We start from the raw sequence: 25,060 nt of genomic DNA, 5'->3' as shown, positions 1-25,060 counted from the left end.
CCTTAAAAATCAAACTCGATCGACGGAACGGAACTCTTTGCATCTACTAGATCGTGAATAAACGAGATGTCTCCGATACGTCGGTTTGGATTTTCTGCGACTTGAGCTGCGATTTCGACGAAGCGTTGTATCATTTTTTCAACGGTCTGGCGCTTGAACAGTGCAGTTTTGAAATCAAGCCAAAGCGTGACGGTCTCTCCGCTTTCCACCGCTTGCAGGTAAAGATCGAAGATTGAGGTCTTCATGGATATGTCATAAGGTGTGAGACGCAAACCTTCGAGTTCGACCTTGCCCTCTTCCATATTTTGCATAACCAACACCGTTTCGAACAGTGGGTTGCGGTTCGTCACACGCTCGAGTTGCAAACGTGCCACGAGATCTTCGAATGGATACTCTTGATTTTCGTAAGCATCAAGTGCGTGTTTCTTCACTTCTCCGAGTAGTTCGGTAAATGTCTTATCGGCTGTCGGACGATTCCAGATCGCGAGCATGTTCACAAAAATACCAGCGATCCTTTGCAGGTCGGGGCGCGTTCGCCCCGCGATTGGTGATCCGATGATTACATCTTCCTGCATCGAGTATTTTGCGAGAAGGATGTTATAAATGCCAAGCAGAGACATATACAGCGTCGCACCCTGACGTTGCGCCACCTCTTTCAGACCGAGGACAGTTGAGGCATCGAGTTCAAATTTCAAGCGTTCCCCCGTATAGGATTGAACCAGCGGGCGTGGGAAATCAGTCGGCAGGTTCAGCATCGGCACCTCTCCCGCGAAACGTTTCAACCAATACTGCTCCTGCTTTTTGATCTTGTCGCTCTTCAGTTGCTCCGTTTGCCATGCAGCAAAATCGCGATATTGCAATCGCAATGGCGGCAACTCGAGGCCTTGATACAATTCAGCGATCTCGCGCTTGACAATTTCGATGGTCACGCCGTCTGAGCAGAGATGATGTAAATCGACCAGTAAAAAGTGTACATCTACCCCCGTCTGTACCAACTGAGCTCGTAGCAACGGAGCTACTCCCAGATCAAATGGACGGATGAAAGCTGCGATGACGTCATCTATTTCCGCCTCATCGGCTGTGGACGTCATGATCTCAAAATTAACTTTGTCATACACCCTCTGAACAGGTTGGCCCTCAAAAATTTCAAAAGAGGTACGGAGTGCTTCATGACGTTGGATCAATTTTGCAAAGGCTGCCTCCATTCGTGAACGGTCAAAATTCCCTTCTAGACGCATCGCCAGCGGTGTGTTGTAATTCGTACTGGTGCTGTCGAATTGGTTCAGGATAAACAGGCGACGTTGAGCAGAAGACAGCGGGTAAAACTCCTTCTTGGCTATCGGTTGGATCTCTTCGTATAACTCAGCCTTACGGTTTTGGCGTATGAAATCTGCCAGCTTTTCAATCGTCGAACATTCAAAAAACTCATGGAGTGGGATATCAGCATTAACTTTTTTGTGGATCGCTGAAATCACAGAGACAACCTTGACAGAGTCACCTCCCAGCTCAAGAAAATCATCTTTGATCCCGATCTTCTGAAAGCCGAGAACATTTTCCCAAATCGACGCAATCTGTTGTTCAAGTTCGTCACGCGCCTCGACATATGGGTTCGAAAGCGATGGACGAGCGTGGCCTACCGTATGCGGTATGTATGCAATCTCGGCATCGCGGGGTTCCACCTGAATCCATTGATCGAGTCGTGCTTCCAGATCAGCTGTCGATATCAGAATTTGACTGTCTTCACAACCGTTGAGCAGAGCTTCCAGAACTGTTAGTCCCTCCTCTGGTGTCATCGCAAACTCTGTTGCACTTTTGCCAAAGTACGCGCCTTGCTTCGTTTCGTCCTTTTCAAAAAGCCAGAAATCCCAATTCACGCTGATCCAGCGTACGACTCCTTCTGAATTATGACGATGAACGTAATGATCGACGAACAAATTGGCCGCGGAGTAGACGATGTGCCCCAGACCACCTAATACGGAAGTCAAAGAGGACATCAGCATACAGAAGTCGAGCTCTTTACCACGCAACACGTTTTCCAGCGAGAGAGTCCCGTACACTTTCGCTTGGAATTGCTCCTCAACATGGGAAGGTATTGTTTCTTGAATCGAGATGAACGAGTTTTTTCCGGCGATGCCAGCCGCATGGATCACGCCATTCAGAGTCCCAAAGTGTTCTTCTGCCTCCTGTACCACGATTCGCATCCGTTCTTCATCGGCGACATTCGCTTCCATAACGAGTACGTCTCCGCCATTTTCTAACATCGCTTGCAGACGTCGAATTTTTTGGGAGGTCGCATCTTCTGTTGAATGAGTCACCAGATAATCATCCCACTCCTGTTTGGTAGGGAATGGGGTACGGCCTGTGATTATGAGTTTTGCATGCCAGTGGGTGATCAGATACTCCGCAAACAAGAGACCAATCGCACCAAGACCGCCGGTGATTAAATAGACACCCCCTTCGCGCAGCTGCAAAGCTTTTTCTTGTGGGTAATGGAGTGTTATAGGCTCCAACGACCGCACCAATCGTGCTCCTCTGCGATACGCAACCAACAGGTCTCGTACAGGTGAAGACAGCTCTCTTACCAGTTGATCGAGGAGCTTTTTCTCTTGCCATTCAGATCGGTTGACATGGTCGATGTCTATGCTGCGGCAACGAATGGCTGGATACTCTTGCGGGATGACCGTGACGCCGCCGAGCAGTGTCGCTTTCTCCGCCTGAATCACCTCATCTCCGTTAACCACATAGAGGTTGTCGGTGAGGATGGTGATTTCGTAGTCATGCTTTGTACGGACACGATTCATCGCTTGAGCTAGATACAATAGACTGTAAAAACCAAGAGTCTGTGCATCATGTACGACTTCTGGAGTCATGGTTCTAGTCTCTTCCGACAGGCTCCACGCATGGACAATTTTGTAGAGTCGCTTTTCAGACTGGTTCAGATGTTTTAAAACCGCATCATAGTCTTGTGCATTTGCTGGATTCAACACGATTCTCTGATCGTTGTGCACAGAAAACCACGTCCCTAACTCAACCGTCACGACCGTTTCTCCCCGCTTAACGAAGTGTTCGGCAAGGGATTGGCCTATACTTTCCTGACTCGTAAGAAACAGCCAGCTTACTCGTTCATTATTCGCCTCTTCTTGCAGGTCAGCTGTGCGTTTCCACGTCGGGATATACCCCCAGCTTGTCGTGTCTTTACTTTTCCCAATATTTGAGTGAGAACGCAATACCCTTGACGATTCAGCAGCAGAGCCGTCGACCCAGTAACGTTTGCGGTCAAACGCATACGTTGGCAAATTGAGTCGATGTCGGACTGAACCTTTATAAAAGGAATTCCAATCTATCGTCACCCCATATGCCCATAGCCAACCGAGCTTTGACAAAAGGTGTTCGCTGTCGGCTACTTGACGTTGTGCATTACGGATGAGATCGACGATGTTTTGACCTTTCTTTTCGTCCACGAAACGCCCAATAAGATTGGACAGGTTCCGGCCTGGTCCTACTTCCAAGAAGACGAGATTCGAAGTCTTCGCCAGTTCTTCTACCCCCGCTGCGAAGCGTACCGTCTCGCGCAAATGGCGAATCCAATACATCGGATCAGTCGCTTCCTGATCGGTGATCCAGCGTCCGGTGAGGTCGGAAATATAAGGACGTTGTGGCTTGCGAAGCCCAACACTTCGCACCAACTGTTCAAAAGGTTCCAAAATTTCGTCCATCAAAAGGGAGTGCCCTGCGAGTGAAGTTTTCACACGCATGCAGAGCACATGTTCTTCCTTCATGCGACGTTCAAACGCATCAATTGAGTCGATGGTCCCTGCTACAATACAGGACGTTCCGTTGTCGACTGCAAGAGATACATCAGGGGGCAGATAAGGCAGTACTTTTGATTCGGACAGCGGAATCGAAAGCATCGCTCCCTCTGTAACACGTTGCATCAATTTACCACGAGCAACGATTAACTTTAACGCGTCTTCTAATGTAAACACGTCTGCGAGGCAGGCTGCCACGTACTCACCAAAGCTATACCCGATCATAGCGTGAGGTTGAATTCCTATATTCAGCAACAGTTTGGCGAGTGCGTATTCAAATGCAAAAATTAGCGGTTGAGCATTCTCCGTCTTACATATCTCTTCCTCTGCGGCCGCAACATCTCCAGTTGGATATAACACATTTTGCAGGTGTGAACATCCTAAATGATTGAGAATCGCGAAACAGCGGTCGAGTTCAGTGCGAAATACAACCTCTTGCTTATACAAGTCTCGGCCCATGTTGACGTACTGCGACCCTTGACCAGGGAACAGGAAGACGACTGGACGGTTCTTTTCGCGGGAAAAATGGGTATGTACCTTACGCTTGTCCGATGTCTCTGAACGTAAAGCCTCTACCGCTTCCTGCACGTTCGTAACCACTAGATGACGACGATAGTTGAACAAGTTGCGCCCCGTTTGAAGCGTATACGCAACGTCCGCTAGATTCACGTCCGCCTTCAATTCCAAGAAATCGGCCAACTCGGATGTCATGAACTGAAGTGATACATCCGATTGAGCAGAAAGCGTTATAAGATGGGCTCCTCTGCCTTGTCCCGATGGCTGACGTGACGGGGCTTCTTCAAGTACGACGTGCGCATTTGTTCCGCCGATTCCAAAGGCACTCACACCCGCACGTAATGGCGTGTTCCCCGTTCTTTCCCACCGTTTAAGTTCGGTGTTTACGTAAAATGGGCTATTCTCAAAGTCAATTTTTGAATTCGCCTTCTTAAAATGAAGAGCCGGTACCAGTTCTTTGTGATACAAAGAGAGCACCGTCTTGATGAATCCGGTGACGCCTGCAGCTTGGTTGAGGTGACCTGTATTGGTCTTAACTGATCCCAAAGCGCAAAATCCCTTTTTGACGGAATTGAAAGCGAGTTTCAGACCTTCAAACTCAATTGGGTCACCGAGGGTTGATCCCGCTCCGTGTGTCTCGACGTACGTGATCGTTTCAGGATTAATTTCGGCAACATGATGGGCGGAACGAATGGCAATCATCTGCCCTTTTGGTGATGGTGCAGTGTAGCCCGCCTTGAGGTTGCCATCGTTGTTAATCGCAGTTCCTTTGATCACCGCATAAATGTGGTCACCGTCTCGAATCGCGTCGTCGAGCATCTTCAATAGGACACACCCTGCCCCATCACCAAACACAAGTCCGTCTGCCTTTTCATCAAATGCGCGGCAAGCTCCACTCTTTGACAACAGCATTCCCTCTTCGTACAAGTAACCATTTTTAAGTGGAACCACGATAGAAGCCCCACCTGCCAGTGCCATGTTGCACTCACCTGCGATCAGCGCTTGGCTGGCTAGGTGGATCGCAACCAGCGAGGTTGAACAAGCTGTCTGCACGGTCAACGCTGGACCTCTCAAGTTCAACTTATATGCCACACGTGTACTGAACGTGTTACTGTCGTTGAGGCTGACGATCTCAAATTGGTCGTTCGGTGACTGCATATGAGGAAGCAGGTGCCCCATCCAGAAAAGGTTCTGGGTATTTCCGGCGTAGAGACCGATTCTGCCTTTATATGTCTCGTTGGCATAGCCCGCGTCTTCAAGCGCTTCGTAGCTAATCTCATGGAAGAGTCTGAACTGCGGGTCCATGTAACTCGCTTCCTTTGGGGTGTAGCCAAAAAATGAAGCGTCAAACTCTTCGATAGCATCGAGGCTGCCCTTTTTCTTCACGTAGTCGGGGTGGTTGAGGAGTTTGGGATCAACCCCGAACTCCAGCAACTCCTCATCGGTAAATGTCGATAGGGCGTCTACACCCCTCCGTAGATTTTCCCAAAACTCCTGAATGTTCTTCGCTTTAGGAAAACGTCCAGACATACCGATGACGGCAATTTCTAAGCCGGTTCTCTCATCACTCACTAAATTCCACCTCGCGTGCCTGTCTTCTTCGTTTTCGGTTTTCGCGACCTTTTTTCTGCTCGTCGAGCCAATCGTTTTCTTCTTCGGATACGGTCTCTGTGCCATTTTGTGTAACCAAGTGATTGACCAACGCACGTATCGTAGGATACGTGAACAGTGTCAGCACTGGGACTTCTTGCCCCAAGACTGATTGCAATTGCTTTGTAATCTGTACCATGTCGATTGAAGACACTCCAAGTTCAAAAAAGTTGTCATGCACACCTACCTGCTCTAAACCAAGGAAGTTCTGCCAGATCTCACAGAGTTTCTGCTCGATTTGATTAGTTGGTGCAAGATACGATGTGGTCAATTCTGGACGGGCAAACACGACACCAGCATCTTGCTTCTTTTCCTTATCGCTAAACGTAACCCAACGGTTGAAGCGAGGTTGCAATTCCTCGGTAGAAACCAGAACCTGTGTCAATCCCTGTTGAATCAGGATACGTCCTAGTGCGTCACCGCCCTCGTCTGGATCGATCATTATCTGATCGTTACTCGTGAACACTTCGCGTTGCGGTTTGGCATGGATTCGCCAGCCATCCCATGCCACACTGATCCAACGGGTCGGAGTGAGTTTCGATTGTTGCTTGGCAAACGTATCAAGAAATGCATTTGCAGCAGCATATCCCGCGTACCCGAGACCGCCAAGGATCGAAGACAAGGACGATGTCAGCACGACGAAATCCAATTTATGACCACGGAGCGCCTGTTCCAGCACGAGCGTGCCGTAGACTTTCGGTGCAAATTGAGTCTCCACCTCTGCTTCCGTAATGGATTTGATTGCCGTGATAGAAGTACCCTTGGTAATACCTGCAGCGTGAATCACGCCGTGCAATGCCCCGAAGTGCCCTTTCGTTTGATCAATTGCCGCAACGAGCTCTGCTCCGTTCGTTACATCCGCTTGCAGACACAAGATCTCGACTCCATATTCTTGCAACTGTTTGATGCGCTCTAGTTGTTCGTCACTTGGTGATGAACGACCGAGCAAGGCGAACTTCACGTCTTTGCCTACAACTTTTACGATATATTCAGTGAGAGTCAGACCTATTCCGCCAAAACCTCCCGTGAAAAGGTAGACACCATTTGCACGCAAAGACAGGTTCTTCTGACCTTCCAATCTCAGTGGGGAGAAGGACTGCAAGAGACGTTGCCCTCCACGATAAGCAACGACCGGATCGAAGGTCTTGCTTGTGAACTCCGTGATCAACTGGTCGAATAGTTGGCGTTCTTGCCAGCCTCCTACCGTTGGTACGGCTACATCGATAGAACGGACTTTTAGGAATGGATACTCCTGTCCAACAACTTTTAGCAAGCCAAGCAACGTTGCTTTCCCTGCTTCCACCGATGTTTCGCCAGTTATATCGTGCAATCCAGAAGAAAGCACATAGATGTCGAGCGGTGAGGAATCGAGCGCTTTTACTAGGTACAGGAGGCTATAGAACCCTCGCTCTTGCGCCTCTTGTACATTTGGCAATGAATCTAGTGTCCACGCATGAACGATTATTTGTGGTTTTACGGTTTGTAAATGAGTGATGAGTTCATCGAGTGAAAACGCAGTAAACACCTCGTGACCTCTCAACTTTAGTTCCATTGCCAATCGTGTTACTAATCCACTCCGATCGACCAGAAGCAACCATGTTTTTGGTTCTTCCGATGTCTCCTTTACTAACGGATTCTGTTGCCATGTTGGGAGATAAAACCAATCGGCCAGTTTTTTACGCTTCGGCGTGCCGCTAGGAAGCCGGATTATTTGTCCATTTCTTTTCATATCTAGAAGCTCTTCTGCGTGCTTCCAAAAATATTGGCGTTCGAAAGGATACGTTGGGAGCGGGATTCGGCGGCGTTTTTGTTCTCCGTAGAGATGCGACCACTCTAAACGCAGGCCCGCAGCATACAGAATTCCAATTTTCGAGAGCAAATGCTCGCGGTCGGATACAGCTTCCTGCGGATGACGGATCATGTTCAAGATGATGTGTTCGGAACGTCTGGCTGGATGTTTTCGCAACAAAGTTACGAGGGTGTTGCCCGCACCGAGTTCGATGAACACTGCTTTTTCCATCTTCAGTAAACGTCCGATCCCATCACTAAAACGCACAGTTTCACGCAGATGGTGTATCCAGTAGCGACTATCCTTCACATCCTCTTCCGTAATCTCTCCCCCAGTCACGTTCGAGAGATATGGAATCTGAGGTGCATGGAAGGTGATTTCCTGAACTTTTTGCTCAAACTGCGCCAGCATCGGTTCCATCATCGGAGAGTGGAATGCGTGCGACGTGTGCAACCGTGAGAAAGAATGTCCAGATGCTTGCAATGTATACTCGAACGAATCCACCGCGTCGAAGGAGCCAGATACCACACACATACCTGGACCGTTAACAGCTGCTAATGCGAGATCAGCGCTAAGTAGCGGACGAATTTTCTCTTCCGAAAGCTGAACGGCTGTCATCGCACCCGGTGCCATACGTTGCATGAGTTTGCCACGCCATGCCACCAGTTTTAACGAATCTTCAAGCGACATGACTCCCGAGAGACAGGCGGCTGTAAACTCGCCGATGCTGTGGCCGATCATCACTTGCGGGCGGATTCCTAAGCTCAGCAGGAACTGAGCAAGCGCGTATTCTACTGCAAAAATTGCAACTTGTGCAACTTCGGTTTGGTTAATGCGCAGAGCATCTTGTTCAGAAGGGATAGACGGATAGAAACACTCTTTTAAATCAAAGTCCACATAAGGACGAACTAGTTTGAAACAAGAGTCCAGTGCATCACGGAATATAGGCTCTTTTTCGTAGAGCCCACACGCCATGTTTACATACTGTGATCCCTGTCCAGAGAACAGGAACACCACTGGCGATTCGCCCGATTCCTTGGTGTGGAACGTTTGCGATTTCGATGGGTCTGTCAACGCATCTGCCATGTCCAACACGTTTGAAGCAACGACTATTCGCTTGTGTGCAAACGTACGGCGACCCACTTGCAACGTATAGGCAACATCAGCTAAGTTCAGTGTCGGATTCTCTCGGAGATACGTGGCGAGATTGGTGCTCATTGCTTCGAGTGCAGTCGCGGTCTTCGCACTAAGCAGGAACAGTTGAGCCGCTCCCGCTGGTGAGGAAGAAATGTCTTGTTGTGCTTCTTCCAGAACTACGTGGGCATTTGTACCGCCAATGCCAAAGGAACTAACCCCCGCCCGACGAGGTCTTGCTCCCGTCCACGGAGTGAGTACGGTATTTACCACGAATGGCGAACTGGCGAAATCGATTTTCGGATTTGGCACTTTATAGTGCAGCGTTGGTGGAATCAATCCATCACGGACGGTCAACACCGTCTTGATGAAGCCAGCAACACCAGCAGCAGTGTTCAAATGCCCCAAGTTCGATTTGACCGAACCAATACGGCAGAATCCTATCTGTTTCGTGTCAAATGCAACTTTTAATCCTTCAATTTCGATTGGGTCACCGATCGCTGTACCTGTACCATGCGCTTCAATATAGCCGATGCTTTCCGGCTCCACTTCCGCCATATAATGAGCGGCTTTAATCACTTCAGCTTGCCCTTCTACGGACGGAGCCGTATAGTCCACTTTACGTGCACCGTCGTTGTTCGTAGCCGATCCCTTAATCACAGCATGAATCGTGTCACCATCGACAATGGCGTCTTCAAGACGCTTTAATACGACGATTCCAACGCCATCCCCTTCCAACGTCCCTTGGGCATCGGCATCAAACGGGCGGCAGTGACCATCTGGAGAGTTGATCATGCCTTCAGTATATAGATACCCCTTTTTTTGTGGCAGGGAAAGCGAGATACCGCCAGCGAGCGCGATATCACACCCCCCTGTCAACAAGCCTTTGCAAGCGAGATCGATCAACACGAGGGATGTTGAACAAGCCGTGTCGACGGTATAACTCGGTCCCGTTAAATTCAGATTGAACGAGACACGTGTAGCCAGAAAGTCCTTGTCGTTCAAGAGCCAAGCCGTGTGGTTGGCTTGAGCGTCATCGGAGAGCACAGACAATTGGTGCCAAAAGTGGTTCACAGCAGCACCTGTGTAGTTCCCGATCAAACCGTTGTACGATTCACTAGCGTATCCAGCATTCTCCAAAGCTTCATAAGCGACCTCATGATAGAGGCGAATCTGCGGGTCCATTAATTCAGCCTCGCGTGGCGTGTAACCGAAAAACGAAGCGTCAAACCATTCAATTTTTTCTAAGTATCCTTTGGCTTTGACATACCGTGAGGAGCGGATAAGGTCGAGGTCTACCCCGGCCTGTTCCAATTCCTCATCGGTGAAGTGTGTAATGCTCTCCACACCGTTTTTCAGATTTTCCCAGTATATCGATACGTTGTCTGCTCCTGGGAAGCGCGCTGCCATTCCGATGACGGCAATCTCAAATCCGGTGCGATCCGTTCCATTGTCAACTCGGTTTAACGTGTCCGTCATTTTGGCCTCCTGTTGAGCTTTTGCAGGGTTTGTTTCATGGTCTTTTTGCCCTTATTCAACGTCTCTGTGCGCTCTGCCTCTAATTGTGCAGCAGCAATTTGAGGGCCTCCATCTATCTGCTCGGTCAGAAATCCTGCTAAGGCTTGGATCGTCGGATACTGGAACATCTTAACTACTGGAATATCCAGCCCAAATTCTTCTTGTAGCTTGCCATTCACTTGGATCAGAGCGAGCGAACTGCCGCCAACTTTAAAAAAGTTGTCTTTCGTACCCACGGTAATGCCCTTCTCACTTAAGTGTAAAGTGTTCTCCCAAAGTTCCAACAAGCGCTTCTCCATATCGTTTTTCGGTGACTCATAAGCAACGGTTGCTGGCTTCTCCATATTTGAAGGTACTGCCGTTAGATATACCGGCAACGAAGCTAACTTCTGACCCGTTGCATGTTGGAGTGGTAGCCAGTATGAACGGTGCAACAAAAGGTCTTCGTTTAGCAACGTCACACACCATTCATGGTTGCTTGGAATTACGGATCCAGGGACAGACTCCACCTCTCCTTGAAGCACTTCGTAAAGATGCGGACCATTTACTTCGAAATGTTCGCGCTCTGCTGGAGTCGTAGGAATAAACAGTTCCAACACACCAGAACCGGATCTATTCAGGCGAACCCGGTGATCTGCAGCTTGCACATCATTCGTTTGACCGTAGCCAAGGGCTTGGAAAAAAGCCCTTGGCGAACTCAAATCGGCGACTGCCATTCGGGTAACCGTCTTAATCACAGCGACTTCGGACACTGCTGGTGCCTTTGTGAACTCATGATCTTCAATCAGTTCGATTAACCCGACATCTTTGACATAAATGAACATGACTGATTTTTCACCAAAAATTTTGACAGGTAGCAGATCGCTAACCACTTGGTACTCTACTGTCCAACTGGACAAAAATGCCTTTGCATCTTGCACACGGTAGCAGAGATGATACGGCGAATTATCACCGTTTTTCACGAGGATACCAAGTGTCGGCGAAGTTTCATCCATCGGCGCGACCAACTCGATATTGGCAGAGTCAGCTTTTATACACATCACCAGTTTCGAGCGTTGTGTCTCTTCCTCGAAGACGGGGCCACATTGGTAACCAAGAGCTTGGTACCTACTGATGGCCTCGTCCATATCTGCCACGGCTACGCCAATATGATCGAACGCGAGTACAATCTGACTCTTCTTTTCCTGCTTGTCCTCGACTAAGGGCATCTTCCCATCGTAAATTTCAATTACTGGAAGCGTCATTTCACTCACATCCGACACGTGTGCCAGATAGGTTGTACACGCTTCGGAATGATGGTTTTCTTTCCACGGTCCTTTTTGCAGGAATTCGAGGAATGGTTGATTCTTCGCAGTTGGATAGTAATCGGCTTTCAGAGACTTCAATCCTTTTTGAAGACAGAACTTGCAAAGAGCCACCAAGATCGCCTGTTCAACTTTGCGCCCCAGCACACGGCAACTGAGTAAGAACGTGTCAATGACCAATGATTCATTTACTTCTTTGGCGAGGATTACACCGACTAACCCGTAATCGCCAAAACGATCAGCTACCTCGACGATCCATCCATTCGTATCAGACGCTTTCAACCACTCAATCAACTCTTCCTCGGTACGACGGATGGTACTCAAGTTGAACTGATTCGTACGGAATGTCAATTGTGACGCACGTGAGATGTGGTTTGCTTCAATTGGTTGAAAACTCACTTTTAACTGCAGGCTCTCCAAAAAGCGGTCAAGCGACAAAACGTTCGCTTGTAGTTCTTTACGTTTGCGCTCTGTTACGTACATAGCGCTGCGCTTACGGTCTTCCTCTGTTACTTTTGCTCGGTCGAACGCCCAGACGTGGCGGAGAAATGCAGGAATGTTTTCTGGGTCTTCTGGTAACTGCAGAGCAAGGACTTCCGGTAGATTCTGCATCACCTCATGGGTTTCAACCACGCTGTCATCAACGAGTACGAAGCTGTCGACGCCTACGTTCAGCTCGCGAGCGAGCTCACGGACGTTTTCAGACTTTGCTTTCCAATTGATCCGCCATGCTGCGATATGTTCCTTCTTAAGGATCATCTGTGGATTTTTCTCGAAAACTTCCAACACGTCGCCTTCGTTGTTTTTCGAAACCAGCGTCAGGATCATGCCTTCGTTGTGCTTCTCCAGCAGAAATTGATGCAGGTACTGGTATGGTGCATCAACCTGCACACCTAATGCTCCCTCCTCACCACAGATACCACGCCAGAGCGTGTTGTCACAATCAAGTGCGATTACTTTGAAAATTGGCTGTTTCAAAGCTATGATCTTACGTGCGATCGCTGTAGCAATCGTTGCGGAAAACTCGTTTGTGAATGGTACATGGCCTTCACGGTCAGTTTTCGAATTGAACATTTCCTTGATCTGATACTCATCAACCAATGTTGTGCAGTCAATGAGAGTTGCGGATTCGTGTTCTTGAATGAACGTTTTCCAACGATCATTCAACTGATTTAACTTGGCCAATATCTCCTTGCTAAACCCTAGGTGTGTCGACACTGGGAAAAGTGCAACGAGCAATGGTGCTTGGAACGTCTTTTGCTTCATTATCCTCGTAAGTTGTGCATAGTTAGCCTCCAGGTTGTTGTAACGCTCGGTATCGGAGGATACATTATCGCGAATCCAATCTTCAAAACGTATGAGGAGGACATTCACTCCCTTATTCGTCGAGAGCAGACTCTGATCATCAAGCAGTTCTTGGAAGACTTGATTGTAAGGTGCAAATTGCACGTCGAGATTGAGCCCGAACTGCGTTCCCCACCATGCCACATGGGGGTGGATCGTATCCGCTGTAAACGTAGCTGCGATAGCAAGAACCGTGGAGGCAGAATCAGTTATGTACGATTCCTCGGTTGTTTCCACCTGTGCGTATGACTTTTGACTAAGTTCGTACAGGAAATACGAACCCTGCGCCTTACGAATCTCTGTCACAAAATTATAAACATCAGCCACCACATCCATTGGCGATGGGAGATATTGAGCACTGATGTTGGTGATCGTCTGATCCGAGAGGAACTTTTGTGGACGAATCACAGCCTGTTTTACGTGACGGAACTCACGAGACAACGATTTCATCAATCCCTCGATAGCTGACTTAGCAGTCACATACTCTACAAAGCCTTCCTCTGGTATATCCACGTATCTGGAAGAGATCGTTAACATCGTACCTGCTGTCCGTTCCAATTCCGGCAAGAAGGTCTTCGCCATCTGGAAAACCATTCGTAGAGCATTAGAGACAGACACTTGGAGCTCATCAAATGAAATCGTATCCCAACCGCGTTTGACGATGAATTCGAATGCGTTGTTGACAACGAGATCTACTCGTCCAAAGCGTTGGAGCGTTTCCTTAAGCAGACATTGGCAGTCTTCTTGACGGATAATATTCCCTTGAACGATTATCACTTCTGCACCCGCCGCAACCAATTCATCTTGCATGGTCTGGGCTTCGAAGATGCTGCTTCGATAGTTGAGCACGACCTTGGCCCCTTGAATAGCAAATAACTTAGCCAGATTCGCACCCAAGCCTCGGCTAGCACCCGTTACAACCACAACCTGTCCATCAAAAGCTCGTCCAGACGGAATACGACCGTGGGCCGCGAACTCTTCTAGCCCGTATTGTTGTAAGCGAGGGCGTACAAAGCTCTCCAGTCGAACTTTGCCAAGCAAGGTACCACTTGCGTAAATCGAACCCGTTACAGACAGCGAACCGAGTTGTGCATCAAACTGATCTGTGTTGACCATATAAGAGATCGTCGTTGCTCGCTGTGCTTTTTCAGGCAAATGTGGCAAGAAATCCAATTCGAAACCTGTGAATAACGCTTGGCGCCCTGGTGCCAGCATCCCAACACAATAGCTTGTCCAGATGATTGAAGTCAGTTGGGATTGTAACAGAAACGTCTCGACCAAAGCGGAAGCGTTCAAACTGTATTGACCACCATTCGAGAGTGTTGCTATTTCATCCTTTTCCAGTTCGGAAATATCCAACGAAACCGATGCCGTTGTGTAGTTGAGATTGTACCGTTGTCGAGGCACCCGTTCGTAACGCACGTCAATTTCAAACAAAGTATCTCCATGTTCAAAAATCGCGAGTTTCGCCTGTGAACCGTCCGTCGAACATAGCTCCGACTCGTACACATTCCCGACTTTCAACGGTCCGTTAAAACGAACTTTTAAGGAGTGCAAATACAACGATTCCTGAATACCCGGATTTAAATGTTGTTGCAATACGGTCAGCATACCGAGTACACCATGGACAAGACAACCACCATATGGCGTTTTGCGTGCATACTCAGCATCCACATGAAGCGGGTTGATATCGTGGGAAAGCTCCGCAAAGGACAGAATATCTTGCTCCGTAAACGAGATGATCTGGCGCTGAGGTTTAGCCTCCAGCGATAATTCCACCAACTTTTTTGATGGAGCAAGACTGATTTCTTCTAATAAGTGGAGGAATTGATGGGTCATCTTTTCGACTGTCTCTGCCTTGAATAGACGAGTCGCATATTCCAGATTAAACTCAATATCCCCGTTTCGTTCCCATGCTTCCAAGAAGAGGTCAAACTTCGCTGTCTTGGTCTGATACTCATAAGGCGTAAACGTGAAAACATCCGTTTGAACATCTGTGTTATAGGCGTTTTGCAAAATGAACAACGTGTCGAACAGCGGGCTGCGTGATGGGTCGCGTTCCAGTTCCATACGCTCTACAAGTAGGTCAAATGGATAGTCTTGATTCTCAAACGCTTCAAACGTATGTTTTGAAGTCTCCGCGAGGAAGTCGAGGAACGACAACTCTCTACGTGGACGGTTATATAGAGCAAGTGTGTTAACAAATACTCCGATCTGATTTTGCAGATCCTCATGGTTTCGGTTGGCAATCGCTGTGCCTACAACGATCTCTTCCTGACCCGTCAGCTTGTGTAGAAACACATTGTATGCCGCTAGCAACACTATGAACAGCGAAGCGTTCGTCTCTTTCGCCAATCCTAAGAGTTTCGATGTCAGTTCTTCGCCTGCCTTAAAAGAGAGACGTCGTCCCTCAACCGTTTTTAAATCTGGACGCTGTTCGTCTGTTGGCAAGTACAAGACAGGAACGCCCATCTCAAACTTTTGAAGCCAATACTGTTCTTGGCGTTTCAGTTCGTCCGTTTCGAGCAAGCGGTTCTGCCAATCTGCATAGTCTTTGTACTGTAATCGTAGATCAGACAGTATCCGTCCTTCATACACCGCGAGAAATTCGCGGACGAGTACAGCCATCGAAGCTCCATCCGAGATGATATGATGCATATCAATCATGAACAAATATCTATCTGTTTCTCGGCGGATCAACCCGATGCGGAACAGAGGTGCTCGGGTCAGGTCAAACGGGCGCACGAATCGCTCGATCTCTGCGTTCAAGCGGACATCATCCGCTCCGAGCGCCTCTATTACTTCTACTTGCACTGGAACCTCACTCGCACGGATCACTTGTTGTACAGGCTGTCCATTAACGAACAAATAGCGGGTACGCAGCGATTCATGGCGTTTCACCAACTGACGGAATACCGATTCACAGCGCAATGGATCAACAAACCAACCATTCATTTGCATAACGATGGTAGCGTTATAGTACGTGCTCTCTGGATCAAACTGATTCAAGATGTAAATTCGGGTCTGTGCCGATGACAACGGATAGTAACTCGATTCAGCAACTGGCACCAATGGCAGGAGAACCGATACATCGTCTACGTTCGCTCCTGGCACCTTTCCCACAAGCAGTTGCGCTAGTTCCGCAATAGTTGGCGAACGAAAAAATTCCTGAAGTGAGAGTTCCGTCTGGAACTCCTTACGAATCTTAGAAACTACCGTCGCAGCATTGAGTGAATTACCACCAATTTCGAAGTAGTTGGTATACACGCCGAATGGTTCATGGGGTGCGAGCACATCCTCCCAAATGGTAGCGAGCTTTCCTTCTATCTCATTACGTGGTGCCATGACCTCCTGCGGGCTCAAGAGGAATTCATCAACCTCAGGCAATGCTTTTTTGTCCACTTTTCCGTTCGGACTAACCGGGATGCGATCAAGTTGGACAAGGGAAGTTGGGATCATATAAGACGGGAGTGTTTGGGCAAGGAACACACGCACTTCCTGCATGTCTAGCTGTTCGTTAGCGACCACGTAGCCAACCAGGTATTTGTCCTCACGCTCACCACGTGCAATCACAATCGCTTCTGTAATCAGATCGTACTTCACAAGATGGCTCTCAATTTCCCCGAGTTCGATTCGGAAGCCACGGATCTTCACTTGATCATCATGACGGCCAAGGAACTCCAAGTTGCCGTCTGCAAACCAGCGCGCACTGTCACCCGTCTTGTATATGAACTCACCTGCGGTAAACGGAGATGGTAGGAACTTCTGTGCCGTCAATTCGGGATCAGTGTATCGTGCAGCCAACACTTCCCCACCGATGTAGAGATTACCAGGCACGCCAACTGGGCATGGTTTGAGGTCTGCATCCAGTACGTAGTACTTCGCGTTTTGGATTGGCTTACCATACGGAATTGAATTCCAACTAGGGCCAACTTGCTCCACTGGGAAATAGTTAGACCAGACCGTGGCCTCTGTTGCCCCTCCGAGCCCAACCACCTGAATCCCAGGGAAATGTGCCTGAAGTTGACCTGGCAATTTTACAGGAATCCAGTCACCCGATAGGAAGACGAGGCGTAATTTCGAATTAGCAGCCACACCCTCAAAGAATGGTACGAGTTGCATCAATGCTTGCGGCGCCGAATCCCAGAACGTAATGCCCTCCGTACGGATGATGTCAAGCAATCGCTCTGGCTCACCGATCTCCTCCTCGTTTGACAAGCGCACTGTTGCGCCCGCAGCAAGAATTCCAAAGATGTCATATACGGAAAGATCAAAGCTCAACGAGGTGACAAACAGCAGTTTGTCGCCCTGACTGACTTGGAACTTTCCATTTACCCACTCGATTAAGTTGATCACAGGACGATGTTTCACGACAACGCCCTTTGGCAGACCTGTCGAACCAGATGTAAAAATCGTATAGGCGACATCGTTCGAATTGTTCACAATCGTGAGATTGTCGGTCGGTATCGTACGATCTATCTTCTGTGGCACCAACACGTGATTCAAATCGGACAATTCAGCTTGCAGCCTCTCAACAGACTGATCGGTAATCAATGACCCGACCTGTAATACACGCAAGATGTGAAGCAAGCGCTCCTGTGGCAACGTCAACTGTAACGGCACATAGGCACCACCTGCCTTCAACACGGCGAGGACACTTACGATCATCTCCACAGAGCGGGTCAAATAGATCCCGATGAATTGGTTCGGTTTAATGCCTTGTTGACGTAATACGTATGCCATCTGATTCGCCCGCGCGTTCAGTTCTGCGTACGTCAACTTGACTCTTCCATCATCAACAGCCAGCGTATCTGGGGTTTCGAATGCACGCTGTTCGAACAATTGGTGGATCAAGGTTTCCGAAGCATATGGAACTTGAGTATCGTTAAAGCCAAACAACACCTGTTCACGTTCTTCTGGCAACAAAATAGAATTACCATCCATTTTCGACTCTGGGTTTTCAATCACGCATTGCAGGAATCGAACAAAGTATGCGCAGAGCTTATCATCCACACCTTCACCAAACACGGTGGAAGTATATCGCAGGGTCAGTTTCATCTGACCCATCGTAGTGTCCAACATGAAGTCAAACAGCGTATTCGTGTCTTGATGTCCGCTGACTTCTAGAGATTCATTGACAATCTCCTCGGAAAAATCATTCAGTATGTGGAAATCCATGAAGTTGAACAGCGTATCAAAGATCGGGTTCCTGTCACCACTCTTTTCACCTATGACGTTGGCAATCTCAAAGAGTGGCATGCGTTCATGACGCTTTACCTGCAATAATTTCGCATCCACCTGTTTCAAGAACTCACTCCAACGCCTGCCACGCGGAACCTCCATTCGCACAGGTACCGTGTTCAGAAAACAGCCAAGTAAACGGTCACCCTCTTCGTGAACAGGACGATTGTTCGTTAGATAACCCACAACCAGTTCTTTCTCGTAAGAGATCAGATTCAGCAAATAGAGATATCCGGCAAAGCAGATGTTTTTCAGACTCGTGTTGTACGCCTTTGCCACCTCTTTCAGTTTTACCAGTAGATCACGATCGAGGTCATACACTTTTGTTACCCGTTTCACGCGATCAGGCTTGTCCGGCCCTGTCTTTACCGAAAAGTCCAGTCGGTGGTAACCCTCAAGTTCTTCCTGCCAGTAACGGATATTCTCTTCGTTTCGAATCTCGACCAACTCGTCTATAACGCTGTCTTTGTACGTAATCCCCAATTTCTTAGGAACGAACGTTTCATTGTTCTCAAGTGCCTTATAGATCTCATGAAACTCAATGACCAATTGATTGATACTCCAGCCATCAAGCAGAGCGTGGTGGCAAATGAATAGGAACGTCACATTTCCTTCATCTAATTGGAACGTGCGCAACTTCCACAACGGACGATACTCCGAAAAATCGAATGGATGACGACGATCTTCGGCAATATACTCACGAATATAAGCCGACTGCTGCTCTAAGTTCAAAGCGGAGAGATCGAAGTGTTTCAGATCGTTTTCCAGTTCCCGATAAACAACCGCCATCGGACGCTCGAAATCTTCCATAAGAAAGACGGTACGTAGAATATCATGCTTTTCGACTAGCAAAGCCCAAGCACGGTTCAAGCGACCGATATCAAAGGAATGATAGCGAATACGAAACACGAACTGTTCATAGTAAACTGACTTTTCTGTGTCCTTTAAATAATAAAAGACCATGCCGTTTTCAATCGCTGACAGTGGATAAATATCCTCAATCTCTCCTTGTGGGCGGAAGTTTTGGAGCAATCTGCCTTTTAAATTATCCAACTCTTCTGCAACTTGTGCATGCAACGCTGGAACCTCTCCGGCCTCGGGAGCCATGAGTTTAGCCGCCATTTTTTCGACCGTGTCGTACTCGTAGAGATCTGAAAGCGATAAGTTTGCTCCCAGTTTTCCGTTTAGGGCACTGACCAGACGGATCGCTCGTAAAGAATCGCCTCCACTGTTAAAAAAGTTGGCATGGATACTAATCTGAGCGACGCCTAAGATGCGGGCAAACTGTGCGGCCACGTTCATTTCCAGTTCTGTGCGTGGTTCAACGTAGAATTCATCCTCCACGAACGTCTCCAACTTGAGCAAAGCCTTGCGGTCGGTTTTGCCACTCGAAGTGAGTGGTATACTACCAACACGGGTAAACGCAGATGGTATCATGTATTCAGGCAGGCGTAAGGAAAGGTGCGAACGCAGCTCGGCGTAAGTCAAATCACGGTTTGCTACATAGAATGCATAGATTAGGTTCGACCCGTCTTCCTCCTGCTTCGTTAACGTCACCGCCTCGCGAATATCTCCATGAACGGACAATGCTGCTTCGATCTCACCCAATTCAATACGGTAACCTCGTACCTTGACTTGATGGTCGATCCTCCCCAAGAAGTCGAGATTCCCATCTGGCAACCAACGCACCAAATCTCCTGTGCGATATGCACGCTCTCCTTCTATAAATGGATGAGCGACAAATTGATCCGCTGTCAGTTCGGGACGGTTGAGATAGCCACGAGCCAATTGAACGCCAGCAATGTACAGCTCACCTGGGACGCCAATCGGTTGCAATTGACCATCATGGCTCAAAACCAACAACTGTGTATTGTGTATTGGTTTACCAATTGGGGGTCGCTCCGCATTAAGATCCGGTGTGCAATCGAAGTACGAGACGTCGATGGTTGCCTCTGTTGGTCCGTACAAGTTGATTAGACGAATCGTTGTATCCAGCCCATTTTTTCGCATCAATTCGTACCAACGCTTGACTTGATGTGCTCCAAGAGCCTCACCAGAAGTGTAAACTTGACGTAACCCCGATAATTTACTTGCTTGGTCTTTGCTGCTAATATAATCAAGGAATCCTTGCAACATTGACGGTACAAAGTGCATCGTAGTTACACTATAGGTCTCAATCGCTTGTAACAATGCCGATGGATCTTTCTCTGCGCCCGGTGCCAACATCGCGATGCGTGCACCTTGGAAAGCCCACCAGAATAACTCCCACACCGAGACATCAAACGTGTAGGATGTCTTTTGTAAAAGAGTATCTCCTGTCCCGATCGCTGCATGACTCTGCATCCACTGCAGGCGATTGATTAACGAATGTTGTTCGATCAACGTACCCTTTGGCAACCCGGTAGAGCCGGACGTGTAAATGACATAAGCCAGATCGTTCGGTTGGTTGATTACTTCCAGGTTCGAATCATCCCCTATGTATAGTCCATCTTCATCAAGATTCAAAATCTCACCGTCAAAAGACAGTCGTTTGAGCAAGTGTTCTTGTGTCAGAAGTAATGAACATTGACTGTCTTCTAACATGTAGCGAAGACGATCATCAGGGAACTTGTGATCGAGTGGTAGATAAGCGCCTCCTGCCTTCACGATCGCCCAAATGCCGACAATCATCTCTAGAGAACGCTCTACCATCAGACCTACGATACTGTCACGAGTCACACCTTTGGCACGAAGAACACGAGCCAGTTGGTTTGCTTTTTCATTTAACTGGGCAAATGTGAGATATCCACTTTCGGACACGACCGCTTCCAGATCCCTATAACGATCCACGGTCCCCTCAAGGATCTGTGGTAACGTCTTTTCTATATCATACGGTGCGTTTGTATCGTTAAAAGAAGCCAATCTCTGTAATTCTACATCACCAACCAAGACCAATTCCTTTATGTTCACCTTTCCATCTGAATCGACAATCTGGGTGAGAATTTTGGCTAAATGCTGAAGCGTTGTCCCCGCGAATTCTTCCGTATACAACTCACTTGCAAAAGACAAAACCGCGTGCAGACACTCATCAGCCACGAGGTTCAGGGTCAGGTCGAAATTCGTTTGCTCAAACATGGAATACGACTCGACGTGCAGGCCCTCTTTGCCTTCGGTCAACAACTTGTCGAGTGGATAGTTCTCCAATACAACAATCGAGTTGAACATGCTCTCATGATGTTTAGCGCCACTGTACGATTTAATTTCAGCAAGAGACGAGGATAAGAATTCCCCACGCTCTTGTAGGTCGTGTGCAACTTGGGCGAGTATCGTCTGAACTGAAGTGACTCCCGTGGATTTCAGACGTAATGGCAACGTGTTCATGAACAACCCGACCATCTCTTCAATACCGTCCACCCTTGCTTCACGCCCAGACACTGTCGTACCGAACACAACATCATGGCTGTTAGTATAGCGCTGCAACAGTAGACCCCACGCAGTGTAAAACAGAGAAGCCAATGTGATGTTCTGCTCGACACAGAACGCTTCCATCCGTGCAAATTGCCCAGCGGGTATAGTCAACTCCACTGTTTTGATACCTATATCCGCAGTCATGCTGTGGTTCGTAACCTTGAATATCGCTGGGGCTTGAAACTCTTCGAAATAACGCGACCAGAACGCTTTTTGTTTTTCCTTATTCTGCTTCTGCAGGTATTGAATGAACGACTTAAAGGACATTTTTTGAGGTAGCTGCAACGTGAAACCATTACTCAGACGGTAATACGCATCCAGAAATTCTCGTATTAAAATCCCTGTAGACCAACCATCAAACAAAATGTGATGGTTACTGATCAGCAGAGCGTACTTTTCATCCGGCAACCTAACCAGCATTACTCGAAATGGTATCTCGTTCAAATCGAACTTGTGCTTACGATCTAAGTGCTTGACTGCTTCAAGGTCATCCGATTCTACGACTGTTACTTCAAATTTTCGATCTTTAAGAATAATCTGAATCGGTTGCTCAACTTTCTCCCAACGAAACGTCGTCCTCAACATCTCATTGACTCTGACTACCTCGTTCCACGCTGAATTTACCCATTCTTCATTCACTCCGCCTGCGAGATGAAGACAGAGTTGTTCAAAGTAGCGATCCGATTGCGGATTCTCAAGATAGTGGAAGAGCATACCTTCTTGCATAGGTGTCAGGGCGATGATGTCTTGGACGTTTTTACGATCTAACTTTTGAGACATCGTCATTGGCACGTTCTCCTCTTGTTATCGCTTACAAGCTTTGTTGTATTTCCGTAGTGCAAATCCAGAGATGATCTCCTGCTGAATCTGCGAGGTACCTTCGATAATCTCGAGCATCTTTGCCTCGCGGAACAATCGCTCCGCTGGGTAATCCGAGAAGCATCCGTTGCCTCCATGTACCTGCACGCAGTCGGTCGCCACCTTCATGGCCACTTTCGAGGCGAAGTACTTCGCCATTGTCGTCTCTATGACCGCGTCCTGTGCTTTGTTCATGCGCATTTCGCCCGCTTTCAGGCATAGGGCTCGAGCTGCGTGCGTCTCGGTGGTTGCGTCGGCGATTAGACCTTTAATCAACTGGAATTCCACCAAACGCTTACCAAATTGCTTGCGCTCACGAGCGTATGAAACCATCTGCTCGACCGCCTCTTGAGCAATCGATACACCTGCCCACGCGATACTGTAACGTCCGTGATCAAGCGCCGTCGAAACAACGTATGTAAAGCCACCACCTTCCTTGCCGATCAAATTTGCGGCTGGCACTTCCACATTGTTGAACTCAATCATCGCAATGTGCGTTGCACGTCCAGCGAGCATGCCCTTCAGCGGTTTAGTAGTAACACCAGGGAAATCGCGCTGAACGAGAAATGCTGAAATCTGCCCCTTCTGCCCCTGATCATTGCCCGCAATCACCACAAACAAATCCGCCTTGTCCCCAAAGGAAATCCATTTTTTGTTACCGTTTAAGACATAAGTATCGCCTACCTTGCGATAGCGCGTCTCTACAGACTTTGCATCCGTCCCTACGTTCGGTTCGGACAAAGCAAATGCGGCCAGCGTTTCACCTTTTGCCATACGCGGCAACCACAATTCCTTTTGCTCCTCATTGCCCCAGCGGAGCAAGCTCTCACCACACAAGGCCGAGTGAACAGTGATCAATGTACGGGTTGCGCAGTCCGCCTTGCCGATTGCCTGCTGGAACAAGCCGTAATGCACCGGGTCTAGGCCGAGTCCGCCGTACTCTCTCGGGAGATTGGCGGTTAAGTATCCGCGAGTCGCCATTTCTTGAATCAAATCGTCTGCTAGCACCTCAGCTTCATCAAACTCACGTGCACGTGGACCGATCTTTTCTTCTGCAAACCGTTCCGCTTCTGCGACGAGCTGTGACTGGCGTTCCTCTTGCATCATTAGGCCGAGAACGTGACTCATTGGCTTATCCAACCTTTCTGCTGACCAGTGCGGCGATGTTGTTGACGGTGGAAAAGTTTTTAATGTCAAGGTCGTCGTTATCAACGGTAATACTGAACTCCGTCTCGATGTATTCCAACAATTGCATCGCAAACAACGAGTTCACAAACCCCATTTCGAAAATGTTGTCGTCGTCCTCAAATTTCGCTTCATCTTCAAATACAACCAGTTTGGATTCAATAAACGAACGAATTTTTTGATTGAGTTCCATCTGTAAAACGCTCCTTAGTCGATGTATTTTGTTCACAGACATTGACTTCGATATAAGGTGGGAACGGCTGAATGGTGCTCATGTCGTTCTCAAACAAAATGTTGCCTTGCCCGTCGTTTTCGATTTCTTTGAAATTGGCAAAACGATAGGTCACGTACATCATGCGGTTGCGATCAGTCTGTTTAAAGTCAGCGAGCAATTTTTTGTTGTACTGCTTTGCTTGCTGCATAATGTGTGACATCAAAACCGTTCCAACACCTCGAGACATCACACGGCAGGACATCAACATCAATTGGAGATGCCAGTGCGTTTCCGTCAGTTCAACCAATGCAAGACCAATCTTCCCATAGGAACCATAACGGTCTGTCAATTCACAAACCAACAATCGGTGGCGATTCGACTTACGAAACGCGTTCAGTTCGTCATAGTCGAACGTCCGCCCTGTTGAATTTAGTTGATTAGTACGTTGGGTCAACTCCTCAGCGCGTTTCAGGTCTTCCTCTTGGCAATCCGAGATAGTGAACGCCATCTGCAGGGATGACAGAAACGACTCCTTAGGTCCTTCATACTCCTCTTCCTCTTGATTACGCCGAATATCTTCGAGATACATAAGGCGACGACGTTTCGAATCTTCCGTAATGAACTTCGGAATCAGACGTGGATGAGCAGGGAGTTCCGCATACTCCAGAGCGTCAACGCAGAACACCTCCGAGTACACACTTGCCACTTCATCTCGCTCAAAGCTTTGATCGTCCACAAAAACGAACGTGTCAATTCCAATGTTCAACTTCTCACGAATGATCGCAAGCGATTGTGACTTCGCGTTCCAATGAATCTGTGGGTAGAGAAAATAGCGGTCGATGCCAAACTCCTTCAACTTACTCATCGCATCGTCATAATTGTTTTTGCTAGCAATGGATTGCAGGATGCCTCGAGAGTCAAGCAATTCGAGAATTTCCACAATACCTTCCTTCAACCTTACGTCTTCCGACTCCAACAAAACGCCATCCCAAATCGTATTATCCAGATCCCAGACTACACACTTAATTTCTTTTCCTTTCGAACTCACTAG

General features: G+C 48.1%; 6 protein-coding genes and 1 pseudogene. All 7 read right to left on the bottom strand.

Annotated elements, in window-relative coordinates:
* Positions 1-2: 2 nt before the first annotated feature.
* The 7 genes and pseudogenes from C557_RS0118800 to C557_RS23785 all read right to left on the bottom strand — a co-directional run bounded on the left by C557_RS0118800 (position 3) and on the right by C557_RS23785 (position 25,057).
* Entirely contained in the window at positions 3-5,897 is a 5,895-nt protein-coding gene (locus C557_RS0118800; RefSeq protein ID WP_018753418.1) for a type I polyketide synthase, read from the bottom strand.
* Positions 5,890-9,210, bottom strand: coding sequence for an SDR family NAD(P)-dependent oxidoreductase (locus C557_RS23790; RefSeq protein ID WP_420805405.1), 3,321 nt, complete (start codon positions 9,208-9,210; stop codon positions 5,890-5,892). Before C557_RS23790 ends, C557_RS0118800 begins: the two co-directional genes overlap by 8 nt.
* Before the next feature lie 15 nt (positions 9,211-9,225).
* Positions 9,226-10,377: pseudogene (locus C557_RS25740) on the bottom strand (beta-ketoacyl synthase N-terminal-like domain-containing protein); the annotation flags it as partial.
* Positions 10,374-22,538: a non-ribosomal peptide synthetase gene (locus C557_RS0118790; RefSeq protein WP_018753416.1), complete on the bottom strand. Its 12,165-nt coding sequence runs from the start codon at positions 22,536-22,538 to the stop codon at positions 10,374-10,376. The gene C557_RS0118790 and the pseudogene C557_RS25740, both read right to left, overlap by 4 nt.
* An 18-nt stretch (positions 22,539-22,556) precedes the next feature.
* Complete coding sequence (locus C557_RS0118785; protein ID WP_018753415.1) at positions 22,557-23,717, bottom strand: acyl-CoA dehydrogenase family protein; 1,161 nt, start codon at positions 23,715-23,717, stop codon at positions 22,557-22,559.
* 25 nt (positions 23,718-23,742) lie between these two features.
* Complete coding sequence (locus tag C557_RS0118780; protein ID WP_018753414.1) at positions 23,743-23,988, bottom strand: acyl carrier protein; 246 nt, start codon at positions 23,986-23,988, stop codon at positions 23,743-23,745.
* Positions 23,954-25,057, bottom strand: coding sequence for an HAD-IIIC family phosphatase (locus C557_RS23785; protein WP_018753413.1), 1,104 nt, complete (start codon positions 25,055-25,057; stop codon positions 23,954-23,956). The genes C557_RS0118780 and C557_RS23785 overlap by 35 nt, the downstream gene beginning before the upstream one ends.
* Between the last annotated feature and the right edge of the window lie 3 nt (positions 25,058-25,060).

The sequence above is a fragment of the Paenibacillus sanguinis 2301083 = DSM 16941 genome, from assembly GCF_000374825.1.
GTDB classification, from domain to species: Bacteria; Bacillota; Bacilli; order Paenibacillales; family Paenibacillaceae; genus Fontibacillus; species Fontibacillus sanguinis.
This window is presented reverse-complemented; position numbering and strand designations above follow the sequence as displayed.

Excerpts from the sequence above, each read along its gene's own strand:
- C557_RS0118790 (WP_018753416.1), bottom strand. The coding sequence starts at position 22,538 with ATGACGATGTCTCAAAAGTTAGATCGTAAAAACGTCCAAGACATCATC.
- C557_RS0118785 (WP_018753415.1), bottom strand. The coding sequence starts at position 23,717 with ATGATGCAAGAGGAACGCCAGTCACAGCTCGTCGCAGAAGCGGAACGG.
- C557_RS0118780 (WP_018753414.1), bottom strand. The coding sequence starts at position 23,988 with ATGGAACTCAATCAAAAAATTCGTTCGTTTATTGAATCCAAACTGGTT.